The sequence below is a fragment of the Ruegeria sp. CDSB029 genome (assembly GCF_059611125.1).
Genome location: NZ_JBXWOX010000004.1, coordinates 62,482 through 83,814, shown reverse-complemented (window position 1 = coordinate 83,814; position 21,333 = coordinate 62,482). Strand labels below are relative to the sequence as shown.

Genomic DNA, 21,333 nt, shown 5'->3' with positions numbered 1-21,333 from the left:
GTAAAGGCCTTTCATGAAACGATTTCTGATCCTGCAATTGCGCCCGGAAACCGATGCTTCGGATGCGGAGTACGCGTCGATTCTGGACAAAACCGGTCTGTCACTGGACCAGACCCATCGTATCCGATTGGATTGCGAGGCTTTGCCCGACGATTTGAATGTCACTGACTATGCTGGGGTGATTGTTGGTGGTGGACCGGGATGCGTCAGTGACGATCCGGCAACCAAATCGGAAACCGATGCACGTACCGAGGCGGCCATCATGGGATTGATGCCGCAGATCATCGCGCAGGATCATCCCTTCATGGGCTGTTGTTATGGGCTGGGCATTCTGGCCGCCCATCTTGGCGGTGACGTCAGCAAAGAGAAGTACGGCGAACCTGTCGGACCTTCGACCTGCCACCTGACTGCAGACGGAGCGCAAGACCCGCTAACGGCAGGGCTGACTGGAACATTCGACGCTTTCGTGGGTCATAAAGAGGCCGTGCAGGCACTGCCGAAAGGGTGCGTCCACCTGCTGGCCTCGGACCCCTGCCCGTTTCAGATGATCCGCTGGGGGCAGAATGTTTATGCCACGCAGTTCCACCCCGAGGCGGACGCGGGCGATTTTGAGCAGCGCATCAACATCTACAAGAACCACGGCTATTTTCCGCCCGAGGACGCCCAGCGCCTGATCGACATTTGTCACGCAGCGGACGTCACGCAACCGGCCGAAATCCTCCGCAGGTTTGCCGAACGTTACGGGTGACCCAACGGCGTTATTGCCTGATCCACAACCACTCGCTTAGGGTGGCCCGAACGGCTTTGGGAGGAGTTGTTCTTGGATCTTCTAATTAATGTCGGCCTGCCGCTATCGCTGGCCATTATCATGCTGTCTTTGGGCGTCGGGCTAGAGGTTGCAGATTTCCGCCGCGTACTCAGCCGACGCTATCCTTTCGCCATCGGTGCGTTGTGTCAGGTTGTGCTGCTGCCAGTCGCGGCCTTTGTCACCGTCATAGTGTTTGATTTGCCGCCCGAGATCGCGGTCGGCTTCATGATCCTCAGTTTTTGCCCCGGCGGTGTGACCAGTAACATCCTGTCAAAACTGGCCAAAAGTGATGTTGCCCTTTCGGTCAGTTTGACGGCCGTCATCAGCCTGCTTTCGATGGTCACCGTGCCCTTTCTTGCCGCGTGGTCAGTGAACTATTTCATGGGCGATGCAGCACCCGAGGTGTCCATCTCTGGGCTTGCGATCGCCATGTTCCTGATAACCACGCTACCCGTGGCGCTTGGCGTCACGCTTCGCAGCTTTGCAACAGATTTTGCAAAGCGGATCGAGCCCGCGCTGTCCAAGCTTGCGACCGTTCTGTTCGTGCTGATCGTTGTGGCTGCTCTGGCTGGAAACTGGCAGCTGTTTGTCGACAACCTCGGCGTCATGGGCGCTGGGTTGATTACATTGAACGTCGCGCTTTTGCTGATCGGGCTGGGGCTGGCGCGTGCCGCAAACCTGTCATGGAATGAAAGCAAGACTGTTTCCATCGAAACCGGCATACAAAACTCGACACTTGGGATTACACTGGCTGCATTGATCACGGCGACGGAAAGCGGGTTCAGCCCGTTGGCCCTGCCCTCGGCTGTGTACGGAATAACGATGTATGTTGTGGCCTTGCCCTTCATCCTTTGGTTCCGCAGCCGCTGAAAGGATAAGACATGACGAATAACTCTGCCGATGCCATCGTCGTGGGGGCTGGGCTGGCCGGGTTGGCCGCCGCAGCTGAACTGGGCGACCGGGGCAAAAAGGTGATCGTGGTCGATCAGGAACCCGCGCATTTCCTCGGTGGTCAGGCGTTTTGGAGTCTCGGCGGCCTGTTCATGGTCGACACGCCGGAACAGCGGCGCATGGGTATCAAAGACAGCTACGACCTTGCCTTGCGCGACTGGATGGGCAGCGCGCAGTTCGATCGTGACGAGGACGCATGGCCCAGGAAATGGGCCGAGGCCTATGTTGAATTTGCCGCCGGCGAAATGCGCCCTTGGCTGCATGACATGGGCCTGCGCTGGTTTCCGATAGTCGGCTGGGCCGAACGCGGTGGATCATATGCGGATGGTCACGGCAATTCTGTGCCCCGCTTTCATATCACTTGGGGCACCGGCCCAGGTGTTCTGGAGCATTTCAAACGCCGGGTGCGTGACCATGTCAGCAACGGGTTGATCGAGCTGAAATTCCGCCATCAGGTCAGCCACATCATCATGCAGAACGGCGCTGCCAAAGGCGTCTCGGGTGAAGTTCTGGCAGACGACACCGCACCCCACGGCGCCAAGACCAACCGTGATGAGGTCGGCGAGTTCGAATTTTACGCCCCAGCCGTCATCGTCACGTCAGGCGGCATCGGAGGCAACTTTGAAATGGTCCGCAAAAGCTGGCCACGCGACCGTCTGGGCGAGCCGCCGAAGGACATGGTCGCGGGCGTGCCATTCCACGTCGATGGACGCATGATCGGCATCAGCGAAAAGGCCGGCGGCCATGTGATCAACGGCGACCGGATGTGGCATTACACCGAAGGCGTGCGTAACTGGAATCCGATCTGGCCATCACACGGTATTCGCATTCTGCCCGGCCCAAGCTCAATGTGGTTCGACGCTGAAGGCAACCGGTTGAAACCGCCGTGCCTGCCGGGTTTTGATACATTGGGGACGCTGAAGGAAATCCTGAAAACCGGCCATGAATACAGCTGGTTCGTCCTGACCCAGAAGGTAATCAAAAAAGAGTTCGCTCTGTCCGGGTCTGAACAGAACCCCGACATGACGGACGGTGGATGGAAAGAGGTTCTATTCCAACGCATTCTGACAGGCTCCAAGGCCACTGCTCCGGTCGAGGCGTTCAAGGAGCACGGCGAAGACTTCATCGTCGCCAATACCCTGACCGAGCTTGTTAACGGCATGAACCATCTGGGCGGAGGGCTGATCGATGAGGCGCATCTACGCGCCCAGATCGAGGCGCGGGATTCCCAGATCGACAACCCGTTCACCAAGGATGCGCAGATGGCCGCCATTCTGGCCGCGCGCAACTACCGTGGTGACAAACTGATCCGAACCGCCAAGCCGCACAAGTTCCTTGATCCGGCCAATGGCCCGCTGATCGCGGTGAAACTGCACGTGCTGACGCGCAAAACGCTGGGTGGGCTTCAGACCAATCTGGACAGTCAGATGGTGGGCGCAGACGGCAAGGTCATTCCCGGCCTATTCGCAGCCGGAGAGGTCGCGGGTTTTGGCGGCGGTGGCTATCACGGCTACAACGCGCTCGAAGGTTCATTCCTGGGCGGCTGCATTTTCTCCGGCCGCAATGCAGGACGGTCAAGGGCCGTCGCGTGACGGCCCCTTAAACCCTACTGTTCACGGGCAAACTGAACGACGGATTGCCCAGCACTGTCCAGCAACACCAGCGTATCGCCTTTGAACGCATATGCTGTCACCCCTTGTAGGGCTTTGAAAAATTGCCGCTCAACTTCATCCAGTGGGGGCGGACAGGCCATCAGGGTGGCGGCCATGTTGTCGGGGAATTCAATATTGTTGCCCGCAATCTCGGCTTGGCCGGAAAACCGGTTACATCCACCGCTGCCTGAGAACGCGCCATCATTGGCGAATGAAAGCGCGGGGCGCCTTTCGGTCTCAAGTGCTGCGCCATTCAGGCCGGTTGCAGTCCAGTTGGTGTTCTCCAGCACGGCTGCCCCGGGCGGTTGTACTTTGACCAGCATCAGATCGGTCGTGTTCCCGGCCCCATTCGTCAGAACAGGGTAGGCAGTATCGGTTGTGAACAACAGCTTGTCGCCCTGAAAGATCGAACCACGCACTACGTAGCGCATCCCCTCTTGAATAAGGGCGTCGTCATAGCTCAGCTCGAATTGTGCTGGCACTCCGGTCAGCGCATATCGTTTTGCCGACAGGGTCACAGACGGTGCGTCCGCGCGCGAGACGTCTTGCAATTGCACGTAAAGCGTCGCATCCGGTGGTACGGCGATACGCTCGCGATATGCTGCAGTGCCTTCGATCGTTCCGCCGATGGCCGCGCCGCTCAGCAGGACTGATGTGGCCGCAACCGTAAGCGCAGTATATCCGGTCTTGAGCATTGGCGTGCTCCTTTTCGCAAAATCACTTATTCAAAACATTGTATGAGGTTTTGATTTTACAAGGACTTCGCCGGAAAACCAGCGGTTCCGTGCCGAACTCAAAGCGGCCAGATCAGAGGGATCAACAGCGAAGCCAGCAAACCCACAGTCAGATTCAGCGGCACGCCAACCTTCAGAAAATCTGTGAACCTGTACCCACCGGGGCCGTAAACCATCATGTTGGTCTGATATCCGATCGGCGTCGCAAATGAAGCCGAGGCTGCCACCATGACCGCCACCACCAGAGGACGCGGATCAACGCCCACGGCCTGCGCCAAACCGATGGCAATCGGCGTCACCACAACTGCCACGGCGTTATTCGACACTAGCTCTGTCAGCACAGAGGTCAGCAAATAGACCGCCCAGATGATCAGGAATGGTGGCAGGGCACCAAGACCCGGCGCCACGGCTTCGACAATTAAGGAAACTGCACCGGATTTATCCAAGGCCGCGCCTATGGCCAGCATTGAGAAGATGAGGGCCAGCAATCTTCCTTCGACAAAGGAAAACGCCTCATCCGCGTCGATGCAGCGCGTAATCAAAACTACCGCAACAGCCAGGATCGACAGCAGCAGGATGGGCGCAACGCCCAGCGCGGCCAGCACAACGATCCCGGTCAGCGCCCCGATGGCAATCGGCGCGTGGCTGCGGCGGAATGCGCGGGCAGAAGGTTGGGTCACATCGACCATATCCATATCAGCAGCCAGTTTCCGGATATCTGCAGGTGAACCCTCCAGCAGCAGCGTGTCACCGACCCGCACAACCAGATCATCCAATTGCCGCCCGATATTCTGGTTTCTCCGATGCACCGCCAGCACATAGACGCCATAACGGCGGCGTAAACGCATCGCGCCCAACGTCCGCCCCACCATGCGGCAACCCGGAGTGATCAGCACCTCGACCGTTTTCGTCTCAACCGCCGAGACCTGATCAACACGCTTGAGTTCCTTGTTGGTTTGCAGGCTCAGCAGTTCCGTCATCTCAGTCCGAAGAACGACACGGTCGCCAACTTTCAAAGCGACGCCCTTGAGGTTGCGCCGCAACGACTCGTCGCCGCGCACGACGTCGATCAGGCGCACGCCAGGACGTTTGAACAGCTGCACGCCCGTCACCTCACGCCCGATCAGGTTGCTGTCGGGGGGAATGACAGCCTCGGTAAAGAACTTCATCTTCGACCGATCGCTAAGCATTGTCGCCATGCTGTCCCGTTCCGGCAGCAGGCGCGGCGCGACAAACCGCAGGTAGAACATGCCGTAAATGACCAGCGCGATGCCCAGGGGCGTGACCTCGAAGATCGTAAACGGGGCCATCCCCTGGGACCGCGCGACACCATCAACCAACAGGTTGGTCGAGGTGCCGATCAAGGTCAGCGTGCCACCCAGAATGGCCGCATAACTAAGCGGGATCAGCAGTTTCGAGGCCGACACGTTCAGCGTCCGCGCGATCTGAACGAATACGGGGATCATAACGACCACTACGGGCGTGTTTGAAACCACCGCCGAGGCAAAGACAACAAAGGCCATCAGCGTTGCGATTGCGACCTTGGGACTTACCTGTGCCTGTTTTTGCGCGGTCGATGTGAATGCGTCCAGTGCTCCGGTACGCACCAATGCTCCCATGATGATGAACATCGCGGCAATCGTCCAAGGGGCCGGGTTTGACAGAACGGCAAGTGCGCTTTGATAGGGCAGAATGCCCGTCACCAGCATCACGGCCACGCCACCAATTGCGACCACTTCAGTCGGATAGGATTCGCGCAGGAACATGATGAACATGCCTGCAACGACCAACAGCGCCAGTATCGCGCTTCCCATTTCTGTCAGTTGAAGGAATTGCATTCTTGGTTTTCTGTCCGAACCCTGGCCTGGTTTACGCGCCCGTCAGGCAGTTTCACGCATTGCGCGCGACAGAGCAAGCCTGACGTGCCCTTACTGTGGGCCAGCTTGCTGTAGCCGCCCGCCAACGCGCACCATTTGAACAGATTTCGCCTGACCGTCACGGTCATCAGTTTCAACGAACACACCGCTTAGCGTTGCCTCGCCATTAGCCGGCGTGAACCGGGCCTTGGGCATGCCAGTGATAAACCGGCGCATCGGCTCAAGCTTGTCCATGCCGATGACCGAGTCGTAATCGCCGCACATGCCCGCATCCGTCAGATAGGCCGTGCCACCCGGCAGGATTTGCGCGTCCGCGGTTGGCACATGCGTATGCGTGCCCACAACAAGGCTGGCGCGTTTGTCGCAATAGTGGCCCATGGCCATCTTTTCGGAAGTCGCTTCACAATGCATATCAACGATCACGGCCTGCGCCTGTCCGCCACGCGGGTGCGATTTTAGGATCGGTTCAATCGCCGAAAACGGGTCGTCAAAGGGGCGCTTCATGAAGACCTGCCCCAACACCTGAACCACCAGAATCTTGCGCCCAGCGGGCGCGGTGAACAACCGGTGCCCCCGGCCCGGCGCGCCCTTGGCAAAGTTCACCGGGCGCACGATGCGGGGCTCTTTCTCGATGAACTGCAGCATGTCCTTCTGGTCAAACGCATGGTCGCCCAGCGTCAGGCAATCGGCCCCGGCATCCAGCAACAGCTTTGCGTGATCGCCGGTCAACCCCATCCCGTTCGAGGCGTTCTCGCCATTGACCACGACAAAATCCAACCGCCATTCGTCGCGCAGACGCGGCAAATGTTGCTGAATGGCCGCGCGTCCGGCGCGGCCCATCACGTCACCCAGAAAAAGTATCCTCATTCGAACTGTCCTAAGTGTGGTATCTCTCAAGCACAAGTGGTTAAGCTGGCAGAATAAACCGCCAAAGCACATTATGCAGGAGATTTCCCATGCGCCTTGCCCTTCTGACCGCCGCCAGCCTGACCACACTGTCGGCCTGCGACCAGCCTGCTTCAAACGACTCATCCACCCAGCTGGCGAACCCGGCAGCAACCTTTTGCGTTGAAAGCGGCAATCGTTACGAAATCCGAGATGGCGAAGGCGGCCAGATCGGCATCTGCATCCTGCCCGACGGCACCGAAGTGGACGCGTGGGAGTACTTTCGCGAAAACAGCCCGACCTAAGGCGGTCAGGCCGAGAACGTCAGTACTCGGCTTTCAGTGATGACCATATCCAACGGTTGATCCGTGGGTTCCAACGGCAGCCCCTCGGCCTCTTGCGCGTCAAAGGCAAAGCCGATGGCCAGTGTGGGGCGCTTGGCGCGCAATCCCTCTAGCGTGCGGTCATAAAAGCCACCGCCATATCCCAGTCTTCCGCCTTGCGCGTCAAAAGCAACCAGCGGCACAACCAGAATCTCGGGGTCAAAATAATCGTCAATCTCGGGAACCTTGGCGCCGAACGGGCCGTCTTTCAACACGCCCTCGGGCGTCCAGCGCGAAAACCGCAACGCCTGTCCGGCGGCCTGAATGACTGGCACACCGACCGGACCATAAGCCGCGGCCTCGGCCATAGCAGGCAAAGGATCAATTTCGGTGCGGATCGGCATGTACCCCGACATCGGGACGCCGCGATGCCCCGCAAGCACTTCGGACAAACGTCCGGCTGCACCCGGCAAACGCGCATCGAATGCAACCTTCCGGCGCGCAAATGCCGCCTTACGGGCGATGGCCTTGATTTCAGTCAGATCGGTCACAGAAGCACCACGCTGGCAAGCCCAAGAAAGATGAAGAACCCCATGACATCCGTTGTGGTGGTCACGAAGGTCCCTGACGCCAGCGCCGGGTCAATGCCCAGACGATCCAGCACAACCGGTACTACCGTACCTGCGAAGCCTGCGATCGCCATATTCACGACCAAGGCCGAGCCGATCACGACACCCAGCAAGGGTGAATCGAACCACATCATGCCTACAGTTCCCAAAACGGTCGCGAAGCACAGACCATTGAGCACTCCCACAAGCAATTCTCGCCGGATAACGCGCGCCACGTTCGATCCGGTCAGGTCGCGCGTTGCAAGCGCCCGCACCGCAACCGTCAGTGACTGCGTCCCGGCATTCCCTCCCATCGAGGCAACGATCGGCATCAGGATTGCCAGTGCCACCAACTGATTGATCGCCGCTTCGAACTGCGAGATGACCAGTGACGCGCATATTGCGGTACACAGGTTGACGGCCAGCCACGGCAAGCGCCGCCTACTGGTTGCGGCGACACTGTCGGACAGTGAGCTTTCGTCGCTGACACCGGCAAGGCGTAACATGTCCTCTTCGTATTCTTCGTCCAGAACAACCATGGCGTCATCAATGGTAATCACGCCGACCAAACGCCCATCGGCATCAACCACCGGGGCGGAAATCAGGTGGTACTGGTTAAAGGCGTAGGCCACATCCTCTTCGTCCTGATCGACGGGAATTGTGTGAAATTCCTCTTCGGCGATGTCGTGCAACGGTACCTCGCGCCGGGTTGCCATCAGCTTGCCCAAGGTTACCTGCGCGACTGGTTTCAGTCGCGGATCAACTAGAACAACGTGGTAGAATTGTTCCGGCAGGTCATCATTGGCGCGCATGAAATCGATAGTCTGCCCCACGGTCCAATGCTCGGGCGACATAACCACCTCGCGCTGCATGAGGCGACCGGCTGAGTTTTCCGGATAGGACAGCGCCTGTTCCGCGGCGAGCCGCTCGGAATCTTCCAGCGCGTCTAGGATTGCTTCTTGCTGCGGCTCTTCAAGGTCTTCCAGCAGGTCGACGACGTCATCGCTTTCCATGTCCCGCACGGCATCGGCCAGAACATCGGGGCGCAGGACACCGATAACCTCTTCGCGGACGGACTCATCCAGTTCGGATAAGATATCGCCGTCAAATTCCTTGTCGTAAAGACGGATCAAACGCCCACGGTCATAGGGATTAATCTGTTCAAGAAGGTCAGCAATGTCCGCCGGGTGCAGCGGCTCCATCAGCTCGATCAGCTTGTCGCGATCTTCCACATCAACCGCATACAGGATCGCGGCAACTGTCCGGCGATCCAGCGCATAGACGTCTTCCTCGCTGGCGGAATCGATTACGGGTTCATCATAGCCTGTCGTCATGTCTGCCCCGGTTGGTTCGCGCATTGACCCCTAATTAGAAGAAGCAGCTACCGGAAAACAATGACAATGCGCCGATTTACCGACAAGTTTCGCCCCACTATGCTGTTTCGCAGTCCCATACAGGCGGAGATGAACGGAAATGGCGCAAAAAACGCTGCTGAAAGGGCGTGTCTTGAGCTTCAACGGATCACCATTCGAAGGTGAGCCGACAGCGGCTGTGACAATCAGCGAAGCGGTCCTGATCGAAGACGGCCGCATATCTGCAGTCGGCGATGCCGACGGTTTGATATCCGCGAACCCAGACGCCGAAGTTGTAAACCACGGTCAGCACGTGATCATGGCTGGCTTTGTAGATGCACATGTCCATTACCCACAGACCGCCATGATCGCCAGTTGGGGCAAGCGCCTGATCGATTGGCTGAACACATATACCTTCCCCGAGGAAATGAAGTTCGGGAATCCCGACTATGCAGCCGAGATCGCCAATCGTTATCTCGACCTGACGGCCTCGCACGGCACCACAACGATGTGCAGTTTCTGCACCATCCACCCCGAAAGTGTCGATGCGTTCTTCACGGCTGCCCAACAACGCGGGCAACGTGTTGTGGCGGGGAAAACCTGCATGGACCGCAATGCGCCCGAAGGGCTGCGGGATACTCCGCAGACGGCCTATGACCAATCGCAGGCGCTGCTTGAGAAGTGGCACGGTGTCGACCGGATATCCTACGCCATCACACCGCGGTTCTCCCCCACATCCACGCCCGAGCAGCTTGAGGCGATGGGCGCTCTGTGGGCCGAACACCCGCATTGCCTGATGCAAACGCACCTGAGCGAGCAGACAGACGAAATCTCATGGGTTCGTGAGCTTTTCCCTGATGCGAGGGACTATCTGGATACCTACGAAAAGTTCGGGCTGCTGGGGTCGCATGGCGTTTACGGCCATGTCATCCACCTGGAATCGCGTGAACGCGATCGGCTGCGCGAGGTTGACGCCTCACTGATCCATTGCCCAACCTCGAACACCTTTATCGGATCCGGCTTGTTCGACATGGACGGGCTGATGCGCGAAGGGCACCGGGTTGGTCTGGCAACAGATACCGGCGGTGGGTCGAGCTTTTCAATGCTGCACACGATGGCTTCGGCCTATGAAATCGGGCAACTGCGCGGCTCGCCCCTGCACGCGGCGCAACTGCTGTGGCTGGGAACGGTTGGCTCGGCGCGTACGCTGCGGATGGATGATTGCATCGGCAATGTCGCACCGGGGATGGAGGCTGATCTGGTCGTTCTCGACCTAGCCTCAACCCCTGCAATTGCCCAGCGTGAAGCCTGCGCCGATGATCTGTGGGAGGCGATCTTTCCTACGATCATGATGGGCGACGACCGGGCGATTGCCGAGGTTTGGATCGCAGGTCGCCGCGTGTCTTCCTAAGCCTGCAAAGCGCGGGCCAATTGGGTCTGCCGTTCGATCACGCGCGGCAGGTCCAACGTCGTGACATGCCCGTCGCGCACGATCTGGCGGCCTTCGACAAACAGGTGTTTCACCTTCATTGGTCCGGCCAGCAGCAGTGCGGCCGGGTCCCAACTGCCCGCGCTTTCGATCCCGCGCGTGTACCATATGGCAATGTCGGCGCGCTTACCGGGCTCAAGCCGACCGCAATCGGGGCGGTTCAGCACATCTGCACCGCCACGCGTGGCAATCTCCAACGCTTCGCGTGACGACATTGCATCCGCGCCATTGGCAACGCGCTGCAGCAGCATGGCCTGCCGGGCCTCGAGGATCAGACTGCCGTTGTCATTGCTGGCCGAACCGTCTGCGCCCAGACCCACCAGAACCCCATGGTCACGCATGGCCCGCACTGGCGCGATACCCGACCCCAATCGACAATTGGAGCAAGGACAATGAGCTACACCCGTTTGGGTTCTGGCAAACAGATCAATCTCGGTCCCGTCTAGTTTCACACAATGCGCATGCCAGACGTCTGATCCGGTCCACCCCAAGTCTTCGGCATATTGACCGGGACGGCACCCGAACTGCGCCTGCGAATACGCGATATCCTCGTCATTTTCTGCCAGATGAGTGTGCAACATCACGCCTTTGTGCCGCGCTAGGATAGCCGTGTCGCGCATCAGGTCACGGCTGACCGAAAACGGAGAACACGGCGCTAACCCAACCCGGCACATCGCCCCTTCGGATGGGTCGTGAAACGCGTCGACCACACGGATCATGTCGTCAAGGATTGCCGATTCGACTTCGACCAAGGTATCTGGCGGCAATCCTCCGTCGCTCTCACCGATACTCATCGCGCCACGGGTCGGATGGAACCGCAGGCCAATTTCAGCGGCAGCGGCAATCGTGTCGTCCAGACGCGTGCCATTGGGATACAGGTATAGGTGATCAGAGCTAAGCGTGCACCCTGACAGAGCCAATTCCGCCAGACCGATCTGAGCCGACACGAACATCTCTTCGGGACCGAATCTAGACCAGATCGGATAGAGTGTCTGCAACCATCCGAACAGCAACGCATCCTGCCCCCCTGGCACGGCCCGTGTCAGGGTTTGGTACAAATGGTGGTGGGTGTTCACGAGGCCGGGGGTCACAACACAACCCGCGGCATCGTGGATCTCTCCGTCTGTTTGCAGGTAGTGGCCGATCTGCTTGATCTGACCACCAGAAATTAGAATGTCCGCGCCCGACAACTCTTGCCGCGCGTCATCCATCGTCAGTATTGTATCTGCATTTTTGATAAGGATTTCAGTCAATTCGCCCTCCTGCATTAGCCCGTCTCATGCAAGGAGTGCAAAGGCTGGCGGAAAACGGGCACAAGAACCAGCCGCGTAGAACCTACCCGACCGGCCAAATCGCGGCAACCGGTTTCAGTAGTTGCGCAGGATTTCCAGTGCGACCGCGTGCAGTTCGGGATTCGCCGCCGCCAGAGCCCGCCCGCCATTATGGGCCGGACCGCCCCGCCAGTCAGTCACAACCCCACCAGCAGCCTCGATCACTGCAATGGGGGCCTGAATGTCATAGGCGTTCAGGCTGGATTCGATCACCAGATCAACCTGCCCCGCCGCCACCAGCGCATAGGCATAACAATCCATGCCATAACGGGTCAGCTTTGCTTGCCGGGCCACCGCTTCGAACCCTGCGCGGTCCTCGGGCGTGCCAACCTCTGGGAAGGTGGTAAAAACAACCGCCTGATCCAAGGCCGATGTCGAGCGTGTCTTCAACGATGCCGTTCCGGATGGGCCGGTGACCTGCGCGATATCCGCCGAACCCACAAACCGTTCGCCGATATAGGGCTGGTCGATCACCCCCATGATCGGGCCGTCAGCTGTGCTGAGCGCAATCAGAACCCCCCAGGTCGGAGTACCGCTGATGAACCCGCGGGTACCGTCGATGGGGTCCAGAACCCAGGTCCGGCCGCTTGAGCCTTCTTCGCGACCAAACTCTTCGCCAAAAATGCCATCTTCGGGCCGATGACGCGCCACAACCGCACGCATCGCCGTTTCGGCGTTGCGGTCAGCAATGGTTACGGGGTCAAACCCATCTTCCAGTTTGTTCGTGGTGTCCAGATTGCTTTGCCGAAAATACGGAAGAATGGCCGCACGCGCCGCGTCGGCCATTTCTTCGGCAACTTCCAGATCGCTTAGAGAGGTCTCTTGCATGCGTAACCCGTGAGGTGCGCACGGTTTGGAGTCAACCCGCTAATTTATGCTACGTCGCTGAGAACCCGAGCAAGCTCGAACAGGCGGCGGCGCTGGTTTTCGGGAATCGCGTAATAGGACCGCACGAGGTCCAGCGCTTCCTTGTCCCCCATCAGATCGGCAGGAACCGACTTTTTGCCAGAGGTTTCCTTTTCGGCCTCTTCCAGACCTTCAAAGAAAAAGCTGACGGGAACGTCCAATGCCTCGGCAATGTCCCACAGGCGAGACGCGCTGATCCGGTTGGCCCCAGTTTCATACTTTTGAATTTGTTGAAACTTAATACCAACTTGTTCCGCCAGCTGCTGCTGGGTCATGCCAATCAGCCAGCGGCGATGCCGGACGCGCTTGCCCACATGGACATCGACGTGATGGGTCATTGGTATTCTCCTCTTTTACACACAACTACCTGGGGCGCGCGTTGCTTTTTATCGCAACACTAGCGAGTCGCACTTAACCACTCCCTAATTTGGAACATACCCCCAAAACAGCACCATAGCGCAATATTGCCGCATTTGGGTAATTTTTCAAGAAGGTTGAATCTGTTTCGGGTCACAAAGATTTAGGGTTGTGTGTTTTTAATGCTGGGATAGTCCCCACGCCCACCATGTGCACCTGAAAGGAACCGCATTGGCCGGGGAATAGATTGACAAACCCTGGATGAAAAGAATCTATGCCCCAAAATTACGGAGCGCGATCATGCAGGCATTCACGATACAATCCCAGGGAAGCGCCGCCCAATTGGCTGATATTGACCTTCCCGAACCCGGCACCGGGCAAGTACGCATCGCGATCAAGGCCTGCGGATTGAATTTTGCCGACTTGCTGATGCAGAAGGGTACGTATCAGGACACGCCCGAGGCTCCGTTCACGCTGGGTATGGAAGTTGCGGGTGTTGTCGACAAGCTGGGTAACGGTGTTACGCGCTTGAATGTCGGGGACCGTGTGGCCGTTTATTCCGGTCAGGGCGGACTGGCGGAATATGGCGTTTTTGATGCGAGTCGCGCGATTCCCCTGCCCGATGCAATCAGCTTTGAAAGTGCCGCGGCCATTCAGATCGCTTACGGCACCAGCCACATCGCCCTTGATCATCGGGCGCATCTCCGGCCGGGCGAGACCCTTTTGGTGACCGGTGCCGCAGGTGGGGTTGGACTTACCGCCGTCGAAATCGGCAAGCTGATGGGCGCGACGGTAATTGCCCATGCGCGTGGGCAGGAAAAACTGGATGTGGCCCGCGCGGCTGGTGCGGATCACCTGATCGACGCCTCGGAAGACCTGCGCGCACGCGTCAAGGAACTGGGCGGCGCGGATGTCGTCTATGACGCTGTCGGAGGGGATGTCTTCAAAGCCGCGTTCCGGGCAACCAACCCCGAAGGCCGTCTGTTGCCCATCGGGTTTGCGGGCGGCGACGTTCCCCAAATTCCGGCCAACCATCTGTTGGTAAAAAACCTGACTGTGATTGGGTTTTACATCGGCGGCTATCTGAGATTCCGACCGCAGATTGTACAGGACAGCTTTGACACGCTGTTCGGCTGGCTCGCCGAAGGGCGGATCAAGCCGCATATCAGCCACGTTCTTCCACTGGCCGAGGCCGACAAAGGCATGCAACTGCTGCGCGACCGCGTGGCCACCGGCAAAGTAGTTATTACCCCCTGACGGGCGCTTACCCCACCACAGCCTTGAGCGGGGCACTGCCCAGCATACGAAAATTCTGACGCACCAGCGCGGCCAGCGATTCGACGACAGCGCCGCGCCCGGTCTCGCCCCCATACAGATTGATCATGTGGGCCGGCAGTTCCGGCAAAGCCCCTCCGGTATCGATCTGTTCAAGATGTGCGGGTTCGGTCCCGTCCAGCATCGCGTGAACAGCCAGATCCGCGCTGACTGTCGCCTCGATCGTGCGGTCGTTTTCTGTTTCGACCGACAGTTCCCACGGGATACCTTCCGCATCGAGGGCCGAGATCATCTGGGGCCGGAACGCGCACCGCCGTCCAACGGCCAATGGAATCGGATTCTTACGCCATGCTGACCCGCCCGGCGCCCCAATCCACCGCAAGGGCAACTCAGCGACGGTCTCAGATCCATCACTGGCTGAGGCTTCGGTTGTCAGGATCAGATCGCACTCGCCGCGTTTGAACATTTCTTTCAGCTGAAGTGAATATGACGAAATCAGCTGCACCCGAACCCGCGGGAAGTCAGCATTGAAACGCTGCAAGACCCGCGGGATGGCCGGGTAGACGATGTCATGTGGAACGCCCAGAACGACCTCGCCTTCATAGGCCTGATCCGTGAGCTTTGAGATTACTTCGTCATTCAGCGCGATCATGCGCCGGGCATAGGCCAGCAGCTGTTCACCGGATGCAGTCAACGCAATTGTGCGCCCACTACGGTCCAACAATTCAAGGCCCAGCAGCTCTTCCAACCGCTTCAACTGCATCGACACGGCGGATTGCGTCAGATGCAGAAATCCGGCGGCCCTTGTGACGCCACCCTGGTCAGCAACGGCAACGAAGGAACGGAGCGTGGTGATATCCAGATTTCGCATGTTCACAAATCCTTATGTATCTCTTCATAAATATTCATTTTCAAAATGTGACATGTTGCGCCATATAAATCAAGGAAGTTGATGGAAAGACGGTTATCCATCATGAAACAGAGAAAGGACAATAAATATGACCCAAATTGCAATCAAACAGCACTGCAAACCGCAGCGTCGCTCTTTGTTGTCCTCGCTTCGGGATGCCCTCTCTCTTCTGCGTCAGCGTCAAACGCTTGCCAGACTTGATGATCGCGCTCTGGAAGACATCGGCGTCACCCGCCAACAGGCCGAAGCCGAGGCGTCACGATCCATTTGGGATGCGCCGGAGTTCTGGCAAAAGTGATTCGACACTGCACCTTTTCTCGGTGAATGGCAGCGCGAACCGTCGGGCTGCCATTTTTGTTGCGTGTTTTAGCCAGTTTCGGGCGTTAAACCCTTGAAACACAGCCCGCACTTGCCGATATTTGCGGGGAACGGGGCCAATTCCATTGGTCCGACAAGAAATATGCAAAGGGAGACCCTTAATGGCACAATTTGACACGATCCGGACGGCGACCGGTGCGCGCGCTGCCCAGATTGACGAGGGCCTACGCGCCCATATGAACAAAGTCTACGGCACGATGTCTGTGGGCATGCTGATTACATTCATGGCTGCCTGGGCCATTTCCGGACTTGCAACCACAACCGACCCATCGGCCGCAGCGGGGCAAATCAGCTCGGGCACCTATCTGACGTCGCTGGGTGCCGCGATCTATACCTCGCCGCTACGCTGGGTGATCATGTTTGCACCGCTGGCGTTCATCTTTGGCTTTAGCGCCGGTATCAACCGCTTGTCCGCCGCAGCTGCACAGCTGGTGTTCTATGCATTCGCAGCGGTGATGGGCCTGTCGATCAGCTGGATTTTCATTGCCTTTACCGGCATGTCGATCATTCAGGTGTTCCTGATCACGTCGATCGCTTTCGCAGGACTGTCCTTGTACGGCTACGTCACCAAGAAAGACCTGTCTGGAATGGGTACATTCCTGATCATGGGTCTTATTGGCCTGATCGTGGCGATGGTTGTAAACATCTTCCTGCAGTCACCCGCGATGATGTACGCGATCTCGGTGATCGGCGTTCTGATCTTTGCTGGTCTGACCGCCTATGACACCCAGAAGATCAAAACCACCTACCTGCAGATGGCCCATTCGGGCGACCAGGAGTGGTTGGGTAAAGCCGCAATCATGGGCGCGCTGAGCCTGTATCTGGACTTTATCAACATGTTCATGTTCCTTCTGCAGCTGTTCGGCAACCGCGAATAAGACAGACGGAATTCGATTTCAAAGGCGGGCCAGATTGGCCCGCCTTTTTTGTTTGCCTCGCTGCATGGCATCCCGAGATAGCAAACAGGCGGCGCAAACTTGTGACGTTAAGAACAAAGAAAGCCTCCACCCACACGGTGGAGGCTTTCTTTAGTTGTATCTTTTTGGTTCGATCAGCTGCAGTTCAGAGCAACCGCAAAACCCGAGCTGCGCGACGACGACCCCTTGCGGAACACGTCACCCGCAGGCAGGCACCCGGTAAACTGTTCGGCATTTTGGCCAAAGGCTGCGCCGACGTTGTTGTCCACGCGGGTGCTGTTGTTTTCGGTCCGAAGCACTCCGAACAAAGTGCCGTTCACGCTGACTGTGCTTAAGAACATGTTCATGTCCGAACCGGTCAGAACAACTGAGTTTGTGTCGCTGCGTCCGCCATTGTCGATCGCGACGCGGGCTACTTTTTCCGCCTCGGTCTGATCCGTTACGACCGGGATGGATGGCAACAAAGCCAATTCCGCCGGAATATTCGTGGCGTCGGGAAGGAACGAGACCGCACCCGGAACATCCGAGAGGGTCCGCGGCTCACCATCGATGCCCGTGAAGCCAACACCCGAGCGGTTATAGGGGTCTTCACAAGCCGCAAGGGCGAATACGGCAATTGTGGATAACAAGATTTTTTTCATGGCGACCAACATTTTGGAACGATTTGCTGAAGCGTATGGCCAAGGGGTTCCAAAAAGCAACCCGGCGCCCAACCGAATGGGCGTTACGCTGATGCGTCACTGCAACGGCCAATTCCCGATCCAGGACATTTCACCCAGCCGCATGCACAAAGAAAAAGGGTTCCGCATCAGCGAAACCCTTTTCCATTCTGTCCAAGTTGGACGGCAGATTACTTAATCTTGCCTTCCTTGTACTCGACATGTTTCCGAACAACCGGGTCGTATTTACGAACGGTCATTTTCTCGGTCATGGTGCGAGCGTTCTTTTTGGTCACGTAGAAGTGGCCCGTGCCCGCGGTCGAGTTCAGACGGATCTTGATTGTCGTCGGCTTCGCCATGGTTATCTCCTGCGTCCGAAAAGGCAGGGGCCTTTCGGTTGAATTCCTATGAGCGTGCGCTTTTACGCCTTGCACGGCTCGTGTCAAGGGCAATCAGGCACATGTCCTCCGGTTTGGGGATCAGGCTTAGGTCGAAAGGGTTGGCGCACCCATATACGTGTGTATCTGGTCGCGTTCAGCATCGGATAATCCCAGCGCAGTGGCCAGTTGCACGAGGTAAGATGCCTCGCGCTGATTATCCAGACGAATCGCCGCCAGAGACGTCGCATAGACCTGCGTTTTCAGTGGCGCGCCGGAATCAGCAGCCAATCCGATCACATCAATCGGGCCATTCAACTGATCCTGGACAAAGGCGCGTTCTTCATCGCTGATGTCATCACCCAATTCGCCCAGAATGGTTTCCTTCTCTTGCTCGTCTAGCTCTCCGTCCGCCTTGGCCGCCTGGATCATCGCGCGCAGCATCAGCTTGGCTTGCTCCTCCATCGCCGCGCCCCCGGGTGTGCCTTTGAACACCGTGTCCATCATGTCGACGGTCTGCTGGCTGCCTGACTTTGCTGCCCCCTGCATGGCATTCATCAGCCCACCAAGACCTGCGGCCCCTGCCGGATTGGCCATGCCAAGCTTTCCAATCATCTCTTGCAGCCCACCGGCACCCCCCGGCATCCCGAACTGTTCTGCCATCTTGCCCAGTTGATCCATGCCAAAGCCGCCCCCGGCGCCCTGCATCATATCTTGAAGACCGGCCATACCGCCCATTTGCTTGTACTTTTCCATGCCTTTTGCTGCAGCAAATCCAACTGCGACCGAAGCCAGTGCCTTCATGAAACTCATAACAATCCTCCCAATATTAAAAATGCGTTTTTGCAATATAGCAGATATCTGCGACTCAATAATCCACGGATTAAGCAGATGCCCTAACGCTAGCGCAAAGCTGACCAATGGTGGCTTCGTTTAAGCAAGTGAACATGTAACAGGCGTATTCCTATACAAGTGCATGTCTAATTTGTCAGAAATTCGAATTTGTGATAGTAACCGCGCCATCTACAATCCAAAGAAGCCAATTTCCGGCTCGATCTTCGAGGCACCATGAACAGGCAAGCAACCGTGCAAGCAGGGTTTGCACGATTGATTTTGTTTAGGGGGCATCATGACTGAATGGACTATTAAGGGCGAAGAGCTGGCCAACTGTAACTGCAACTTCGGTTGTCCTTGCCAGTTCAGCGTACTTCCAACACATGGCAATTGCGAAGCCGTCGTCGTATTCGACATCGAAAGCGGTCACTATGGGGACACCGACCTGGCGGGCGTAAGGGCGGCTGGGGTGTACTATTGGCCTGGCCCGATCCATGAGGGCAACGGTCAGATGCAACTGATCATAGATGCCAGCGCCAGCGCTGATCAGCGCGCGGCCCTGCAAGCCATCATGACCGGTGAAGATACCGATGAAATGGCAACCTTCTGGTATGTCTATAGCGCTATGGCTCCGACCAAACATGAAACGCTTTTCGTTCCGATCGAGCTGAACTGGGACCGCGACGAGCGCACCGGGTTTGCAAAGGTGAATGGCGTCTTCGATGTCGAGGTCAGCCCGATTCCACATATCGTGTCGGGTGCGGCGCACCGGGCGTCAATTCAGCTGCCAAACGGGTTTGAATACCGACACGCCGAGGCTGCCTCGGGCTCGGCCAAGACACATGGCGGTGAAATCAGCCTGACCTTTGACGCGACGCACGCTCATCTGGCCCACCTGAACATTTCGGGCCACGGTGTCCTGGGCGCCTGATCCGGGGGTCATCATGACATCCCATCCCACACCGCCCCGCACCGGGGCGGTCGAGCGGCTTATGCGGCGCGAGCGGGTCATCGTGCTGTCCGGTGTGTCGCTGATTGTTCTGGTTGCAGTCTGGTACACCGTCGCCGGGATCGGCATGAACATGACGGCCACCGAAATGACCACGATGGCGGGCCCGATCGGAGAGCCCATGCAAATGGGCGTAGTGCCCCTTTGGGACCTGCAATATGCAACGCTGATCTTTCTGATGTGGTGGGTCATGATGATCGCAATGATGACCCCCAGTGCCGCACCTGCGGTCTTACTGTATTCGGCGATAAAGCGTGCGGGCCCCGAACGTGACAAGGCCGCGCAGTTCAGTTTTTGCTTTCTCGCAGGCTACCTGATCGCCTGGGCTTTGTTCAGCCTTGCTGCGACGGGGTTGCAATGGGGACTGGAAAGCATCGGGCTGTCCGATGGCCCAATGATGACCATCCGGTCTAAAGCATTTGCTGGCTGCGTCCTGATTGCGGCAGGCGTGTACCAGCTGTCGGACCTCAAGACCGCCTGTCTGCGGCATTGTCAAAGCCCCGCCCGGTTCATTGCCGTCCATCACAAACCCGGCGCGTTTGGTGCATTCCGAACCGGCGCGTTGCATGGGCTGTATTGTCTGGGCTGTTGCTGGGCCTTGATGGCCCTGCTGTTCGTAGGCGGGATCATGAATCTGTACTGGATTGCCGGAATTGCCATATACGTGGCTTTGGAAAAGCTGCTGCCGGGCGCACGCTGGTTGCCCACTTTGACCGGCTTGGCTCTGATTGCAGTGGGTTTCTGGGTCGCCTTGGACGCCATTGTGAGTATTTTTTAGATCCCGTTTCCAGGCCGCGGAACCGGCCAATTTCAGCGTTCCAAACCATTGAATCAAGGAGAAGACTTATGCCAATTTTCATCACTTATGCGACCTACTCCCAGGATGGCGTCAAAGGAATGCTGAAGAAGCCTGCAGACCGCACGGCGGCCGTCCGGGCGTTGCTGAAAAAAGTCGGCGGCAAGCTTTTGGCTTTTTACATGACAACCGGCGAAAATGACGTGGTGGTCATAAGCGAAGTTCCGGATGGCACTGACGCAGTAGCAATTGGAATGGCCGTTGCGGCCTCAGGTGCAGTATCAAACGTCGAAACAGTACGCGCCTGGAAGGCGAAGGACTTTGCCGCCATTACCAAGAAGGCCGCCAAACTGACCGGGGCTTACACGCCGCCCGGTAAGTGAACAGAGTTATGCGCGGAGGGCCTGTAAGCCGGATCTTGTTCCGGGGTTGCCCCCTTCGATGACCATTCCTCTAGGCCGTGCATTGCTGCGCGGCTCAAGCTGCCAACCCGGTCCCTCTTGGCCAGGACGTGCCTAGCGGCGGTTTCGGCTGACGCCGACCTGCCCGCGCGGGGACCCTATTTGGCATTGCTCCCGGTGGGGCTTGCCGTGCCGCCACTGTTGCCAGCGGCGCGGTGGGCTCTTACCCCACCGTTTCACCCTTACCTCGGACCTAAGTCCGGGGCGGTTTGATTTCTGTGGCGCTTTCCGTCGGGTTGCCCCGCCCGGGCGTTACCCGGCACCGTTGTCTTGTGGAGTCCGGACTTTCCTCTCGGGCCTTGCGACCCCAGCGGCCATCCGGCCCTCCGCGCAAGCGGTGGGTATGCCTTGTGCCAAGCCGCGTCAAGAGTGGAGAGCGTGCGAAGGGGCCAGCCCCTTCTGGGCCTGCGGCCAATTCAACCCCGGGATATTTTTGCCCGTTGA

23 protein-coding genes and 1 other RNA gene are annotated in these 21,333 nt (G+C 58.0%); 11 read left to right on the top strand and 13 right to left on the bottom strand.

Translation table 11 applies throughout. The annotated features are described in order from the left end of the window. Nucleotides 1–13: 13 nt before the first annotated feature. The 3 genes from AC2FI8_RS06375 (at nucleotide 14) to AC2FI8_RS06365 (ending at nucleotide 3,351) form a co-directional block, all read left to right on the top strand. On the top strand, nucleotides 14–748 hold the full coding sequence (locus AC2FI8_RS06375; protein WP_496777933.1) for a glutamine amidotransferase: 735 nt from the start codon (nucleotides 14–16) through the stop codon (nucleotides 746–748). 72 nt (nucleotides 749–820) lie between these two features. After that, a complete protein-coding gene (locus tag AC2FI8_RS06370; RefSeq protein WP_496777931.1) occupies nucleotides 821–1,678 on the top strand; it encodes a bile acid:sodium symporter family protein in 858 nt (285 codons plus the stop codon). An 11-nt stretch (nucleotides 1,679–1,689) separates the two neighbouring features. Further along, nucleotides 1,690–3,351 (top strand): FAD-binding dehydrogenase, encoded by a 1,662-nt coding sequence (locus AC2FI8_RS06365; RefSeq protein WP_496777929.1) that lies wholly within the window; start codon nucleotides 1,690–1,692, stop codon nucleotides 3,349–3,351. A 14-nt stretch (nucleotides 3,352–3,365) separates the two neighbouring features. Here AC2FI8_RS06365 and AC2FI8_RS06360 read toward each other — a convergent pair whose 3' ends face one another. The 3 genes from AC2FI8_RS06360 to AC2FI8_RS06350 form a co-directional block, all read right to left on the bottom strand. Beyond that, nucleotides 3,366–4,106, bottom strand: a complete 741-nt coding sequence (locus tag AC2FI8_RS06360) for a YbaY family lipoprotein (protein ID WP_496696020.1) — start codon at nucleotides 4,104–4,106, stop codon at nucleotides 3,366–3,368. 98 nt (nucleotides 4,107–4,204) lie between these two features. Next, nucleotides 4,205–5,983, bottom strand: a complete 1,779-nt coding sequence (locus AC2FI8_RS06355; protein ID WP_496777925.1) for an SLC13 family permease — start codon at nucleotides 5,981–5,983, stop codon at nucleotides 4,205–4,207. A gap of 90 nt (nucleotides 5,984–6,073) precedes the next feature. Next, on the bottom strand, nucleotides 6,074–6,889 hold the full coding sequence (locus tag AC2FI8_RS06350; RefSeq protein WP_496777923.1) for a TIGR00282 family metallophosphoesterase: 816 nt from the start codon (nucleotides 6,887–6,889) through the stop codon (nucleotides 6,074–6,076). 89 nt (nucleotides 6,890–6,978) lie between these two features. On the opposite strand from AC2FI8_RS06350, the gene AC2FI8_RS06345 reads away from it, so the two are divergent. Next, nucleotides 6,979–7,212: a putative hemolysin gene (locus tag AC2FI8_RS06345; protein WP_496777921.1), complete on the top strand. Its 234-nt coding sequence runs from the start codon at nucleotides 6,979–6,981 to the stop codon at nucleotides 7,210–7,212. Nucleotides 7,213–7,217: 5 nt separating this feature from the next. Here AC2FI8_RS06345 and AC2FI8_RS06340 read toward each other — a convergent pair whose 3' ends face one another. Both AC2FI8_RS06340 and mgtE read right to left on the bottom strand, forming a co-directional pair. Continuing rightward, nucleotides 7,218–7,781, bottom strand: a complete 564-nt coding sequence (locus AC2FI8_RS06340) for a 5-formyltetrahydrofolate cyclo-ligase (RefSeq protein WP_496777919.1) — start codon at nucleotides 7,779–7,781, stop codon at nucleotides 7,218–7,220. Beyond that, entirely contained in the window at nucleotides 7,778–9,172 is a 1,395-nt protein-coding gene (mgtE, locus tag AC2FI8_RS06335) for a magnesium transporter (protein ID WP_496778166.1), read from the bottom strand. The genes AC2FI8_RS06340 and mgtE overlap by 4 nt, the downstream gene beginning before the upstream one ends. Before the next feature lie 139 nt (nucleotides 9,173–9,311). Here mgtE and guaD point away from each other — a divergent pair, with 139 nt between their 5' ends. Beyond that, nucleotides 9,312–10,601: a guanine deaminase gene (gene guaD / locus AC2FI8_RS06330; RefSeq protein ID WP_496777916.1), complete on the top strand. Its 1,290-nt coding sequence runs from the start codon at nucleotides 9,312–9,314 to the stop codon at nucleotides 10,599–10,601. Here the strand turns inward: guaD and AC2FI8_RS06325 are convergent. From AC2FI8_RS06325 to AC2FI8_RS06315, 3 genes are all read right to left on the bottom strand, one after another. Further along, entirely contained in the window at nucleotides 10,598–11,932 is a 1,335-nt protein-coding gene (locus AC2FI8_RS06325; RefSeq protein WP_496777914.1) for an 8-oxoguanine deaminase, read from the bottom strand. The two genes, guaD and AC2FI8_RS06325, sit on opposite strands and share 4 nt — an antisense overlap. A gap of 114 nt (nucleotides 11,933–12,046) precedes the next feature. Then, nucleotides 12,047–12,838: a histidinol-phosphatase gene (gene hisN / locus AC2FI8_RS06320; protein WP_496777912.1), complete on the bottom strand. Its 792-nt coding sequence runs from the start codon at nucleotides 12,836–12,838 to the stop codon at nucleotides 12,047–12,049. Nucleotides 12,839–12,882: 44 nt separating this feature from the next. After that, entirely contained in the window at nucleotides 12,883–13,254 is a 372-nt protein-coding gene (locus AC2FI8_RS06315) for a helix-turn-helix domain-containing protein (RefSeq protein ID WP_109313179.1), read from the bottom strand. Between the two features lie 319 nt (nucleotides 13,255–13,573). On the opposite strand from AC2FI8_RS06315, the gene AC2FI8_RS06310 reads away from it, so the two are divergent. Continuing rightward, complete coding sequence (locus AC2FI8_RS06310) at nucleotides 13,574–14,530, top strand: NADPH:quinone oxidoreductase family protein (RefSeq protein WP_496777910.1); 957 nt, start codon at nucleotides 13,574–13,576, stop codon at nucleotides 14,528–14,530. A 7-nt stretch (nucleotides 14,531–14,537) separates the two neighbouring features. On the opposite strand, the gene AC2FI8_RS06305 is transcribed toward AC2FI8_RS06310, so the two are convergent. Then, a complete protein-coding gene (locus tag AC2FI8_RS06305) occupies nucleotides 14,538–15,419 on the bottom strand; it encodes a LysR family transcriptional regulator (protein ID WP_496738107.1) in 882 nt (293 codons plus the stop codon). A gap of 127 nt (nucleotides 15,420–15,546) precedes the next feature. Between AC2FI8_RS06305 and AC2FI8_RS06300 the strand changes: the two genes are divergently transcribed. Further along, nucleotides 15,547–15,756 (top strand): DUF1127 domain-containing protein, encoded by a 210-nt coding sequence (locus tag AC2FI8_RS06300; RefSeq protein ID WP_496767816.1) that lies wholly within the window; start codon nucleotides 15,547–15,549, stop codon nucleotides 15,754–15,756. Nucleotides 15,757–15,937: 181 nt separating this feature from the next. Then, nucleotides 15,938–16,714, top strand: coding sequence for a Bax inhibitor-1/YccA family protein (locus tag AC2FI8_RS06295; RefSeq protein ID WP_058275627.1), 777 nt, complete (start codon nucleotides 15,938–15,940; stop codon nucleotides 16,712–16,714). A gap of 173 nt (nucleotides 16,715–16,887) precedes the next feature. Here AC2FI8_RS06295 and AC2FI8_RS06290 read toward each other — a convergent pair whose 3' ends face one another. From AC2FI8_RS06290 to AC2FI8_RS06280, 3 genes are all read right to left on the bottom strand, one after another. Continuing rightward, a complete protein-coding gene (locus tag AC2FI8_RS06290) occupies nucleotides 16,888–17,394 on the bottom strand; it encodes a hypothetical protein (RefSeq protein ID WP_496767814.1) in 507 nt (168 codons plus the stop codon). Between the two features lie 209 nt (nucleotides 17,395–17,603). Beyond that, a complete protein-coding gene (gene rpmG, locus AC2FI8_RS06285; RefSeq protein ID WP_007799108.1) occupies nucleotides 17,604–17,771 on the bottom strand; it encodes a 50S ribosomal protein L33 in 168 nt (55 codons plus the stop codon). 126 nt (nucleotides 17,772–17,897) lie between these two features. Beyond that, entirely contained in the window at nucleotides 17,898–18,602 is a 705-nt protein-coding gene (locus AC2FI8_RS06280) for a DUF533 domain-containing protein (protein WP_496767812.1), read from the bottom strand. 316 nt (nucleotides 18,603–18,918) lie between these two features. Between AC2FI8_RS06280 and AC2FI8_RS06275 the strand changes: the two genes are divergently transcribed. The 3 genes from AC2FI8_RS06275 to AC2FI8_RS06265 all read left to right on the top strand — a co-directional run bounded on the left by AC2FI8_RS06275 (nucleotide 18,919) and on the right by AC2FI8_RS06265 (nucleotide 20,811). Beyond that, nucleotides 18,919–19,554, top strand: coding sequence for a DUF1326 domain-containing protein (locus tag AC2FI8_RS06275; protein WP_108859367.1), 636 nt, complete (start codon nucleotides 18,919–18,921; stop codon nucleotides 19,552–19,554). A gap of 13 nt (nucleotides 19,555–19,567) precedes the next feature. After that, nucleotides 19,568–20,410 (top strand): DUF2182 domain-containing protein, encoded by an 843-nt coding sequence (locus AC2FI8_RS06270; protein WP_496777907.1) that lies wholly within the window; start codon nucleotides 19,568–19,570, stop codon nucleotides 20,408–20,410. Between the two features lie 68 nt (nucleotides 20,411–20,478). Continuing rightward, entirely contained in the window at nucleotides 20,479–20,811 is a 333-nt protein-coding gene (locus tag AC2FI8_RS06265; RefSeq protein ID WP_496777905.1) for a GYD domain-containing protein, read from the top strand. Nucleotides 20,812–20,819: 8 nt separating this feature from the next. Here AC2FI8_RS06265 and rnpB read toward each other — a convergent pair. Beyond that, an RNA gene (gene rnpB, locus AC2FI8_RS06260) (RNase P RNA component class A) lies at nucleotides 20,820–21,219 on the bottom strand. Nucleotides 21,220–21,333: the final 114 nt, after the last annotated feature.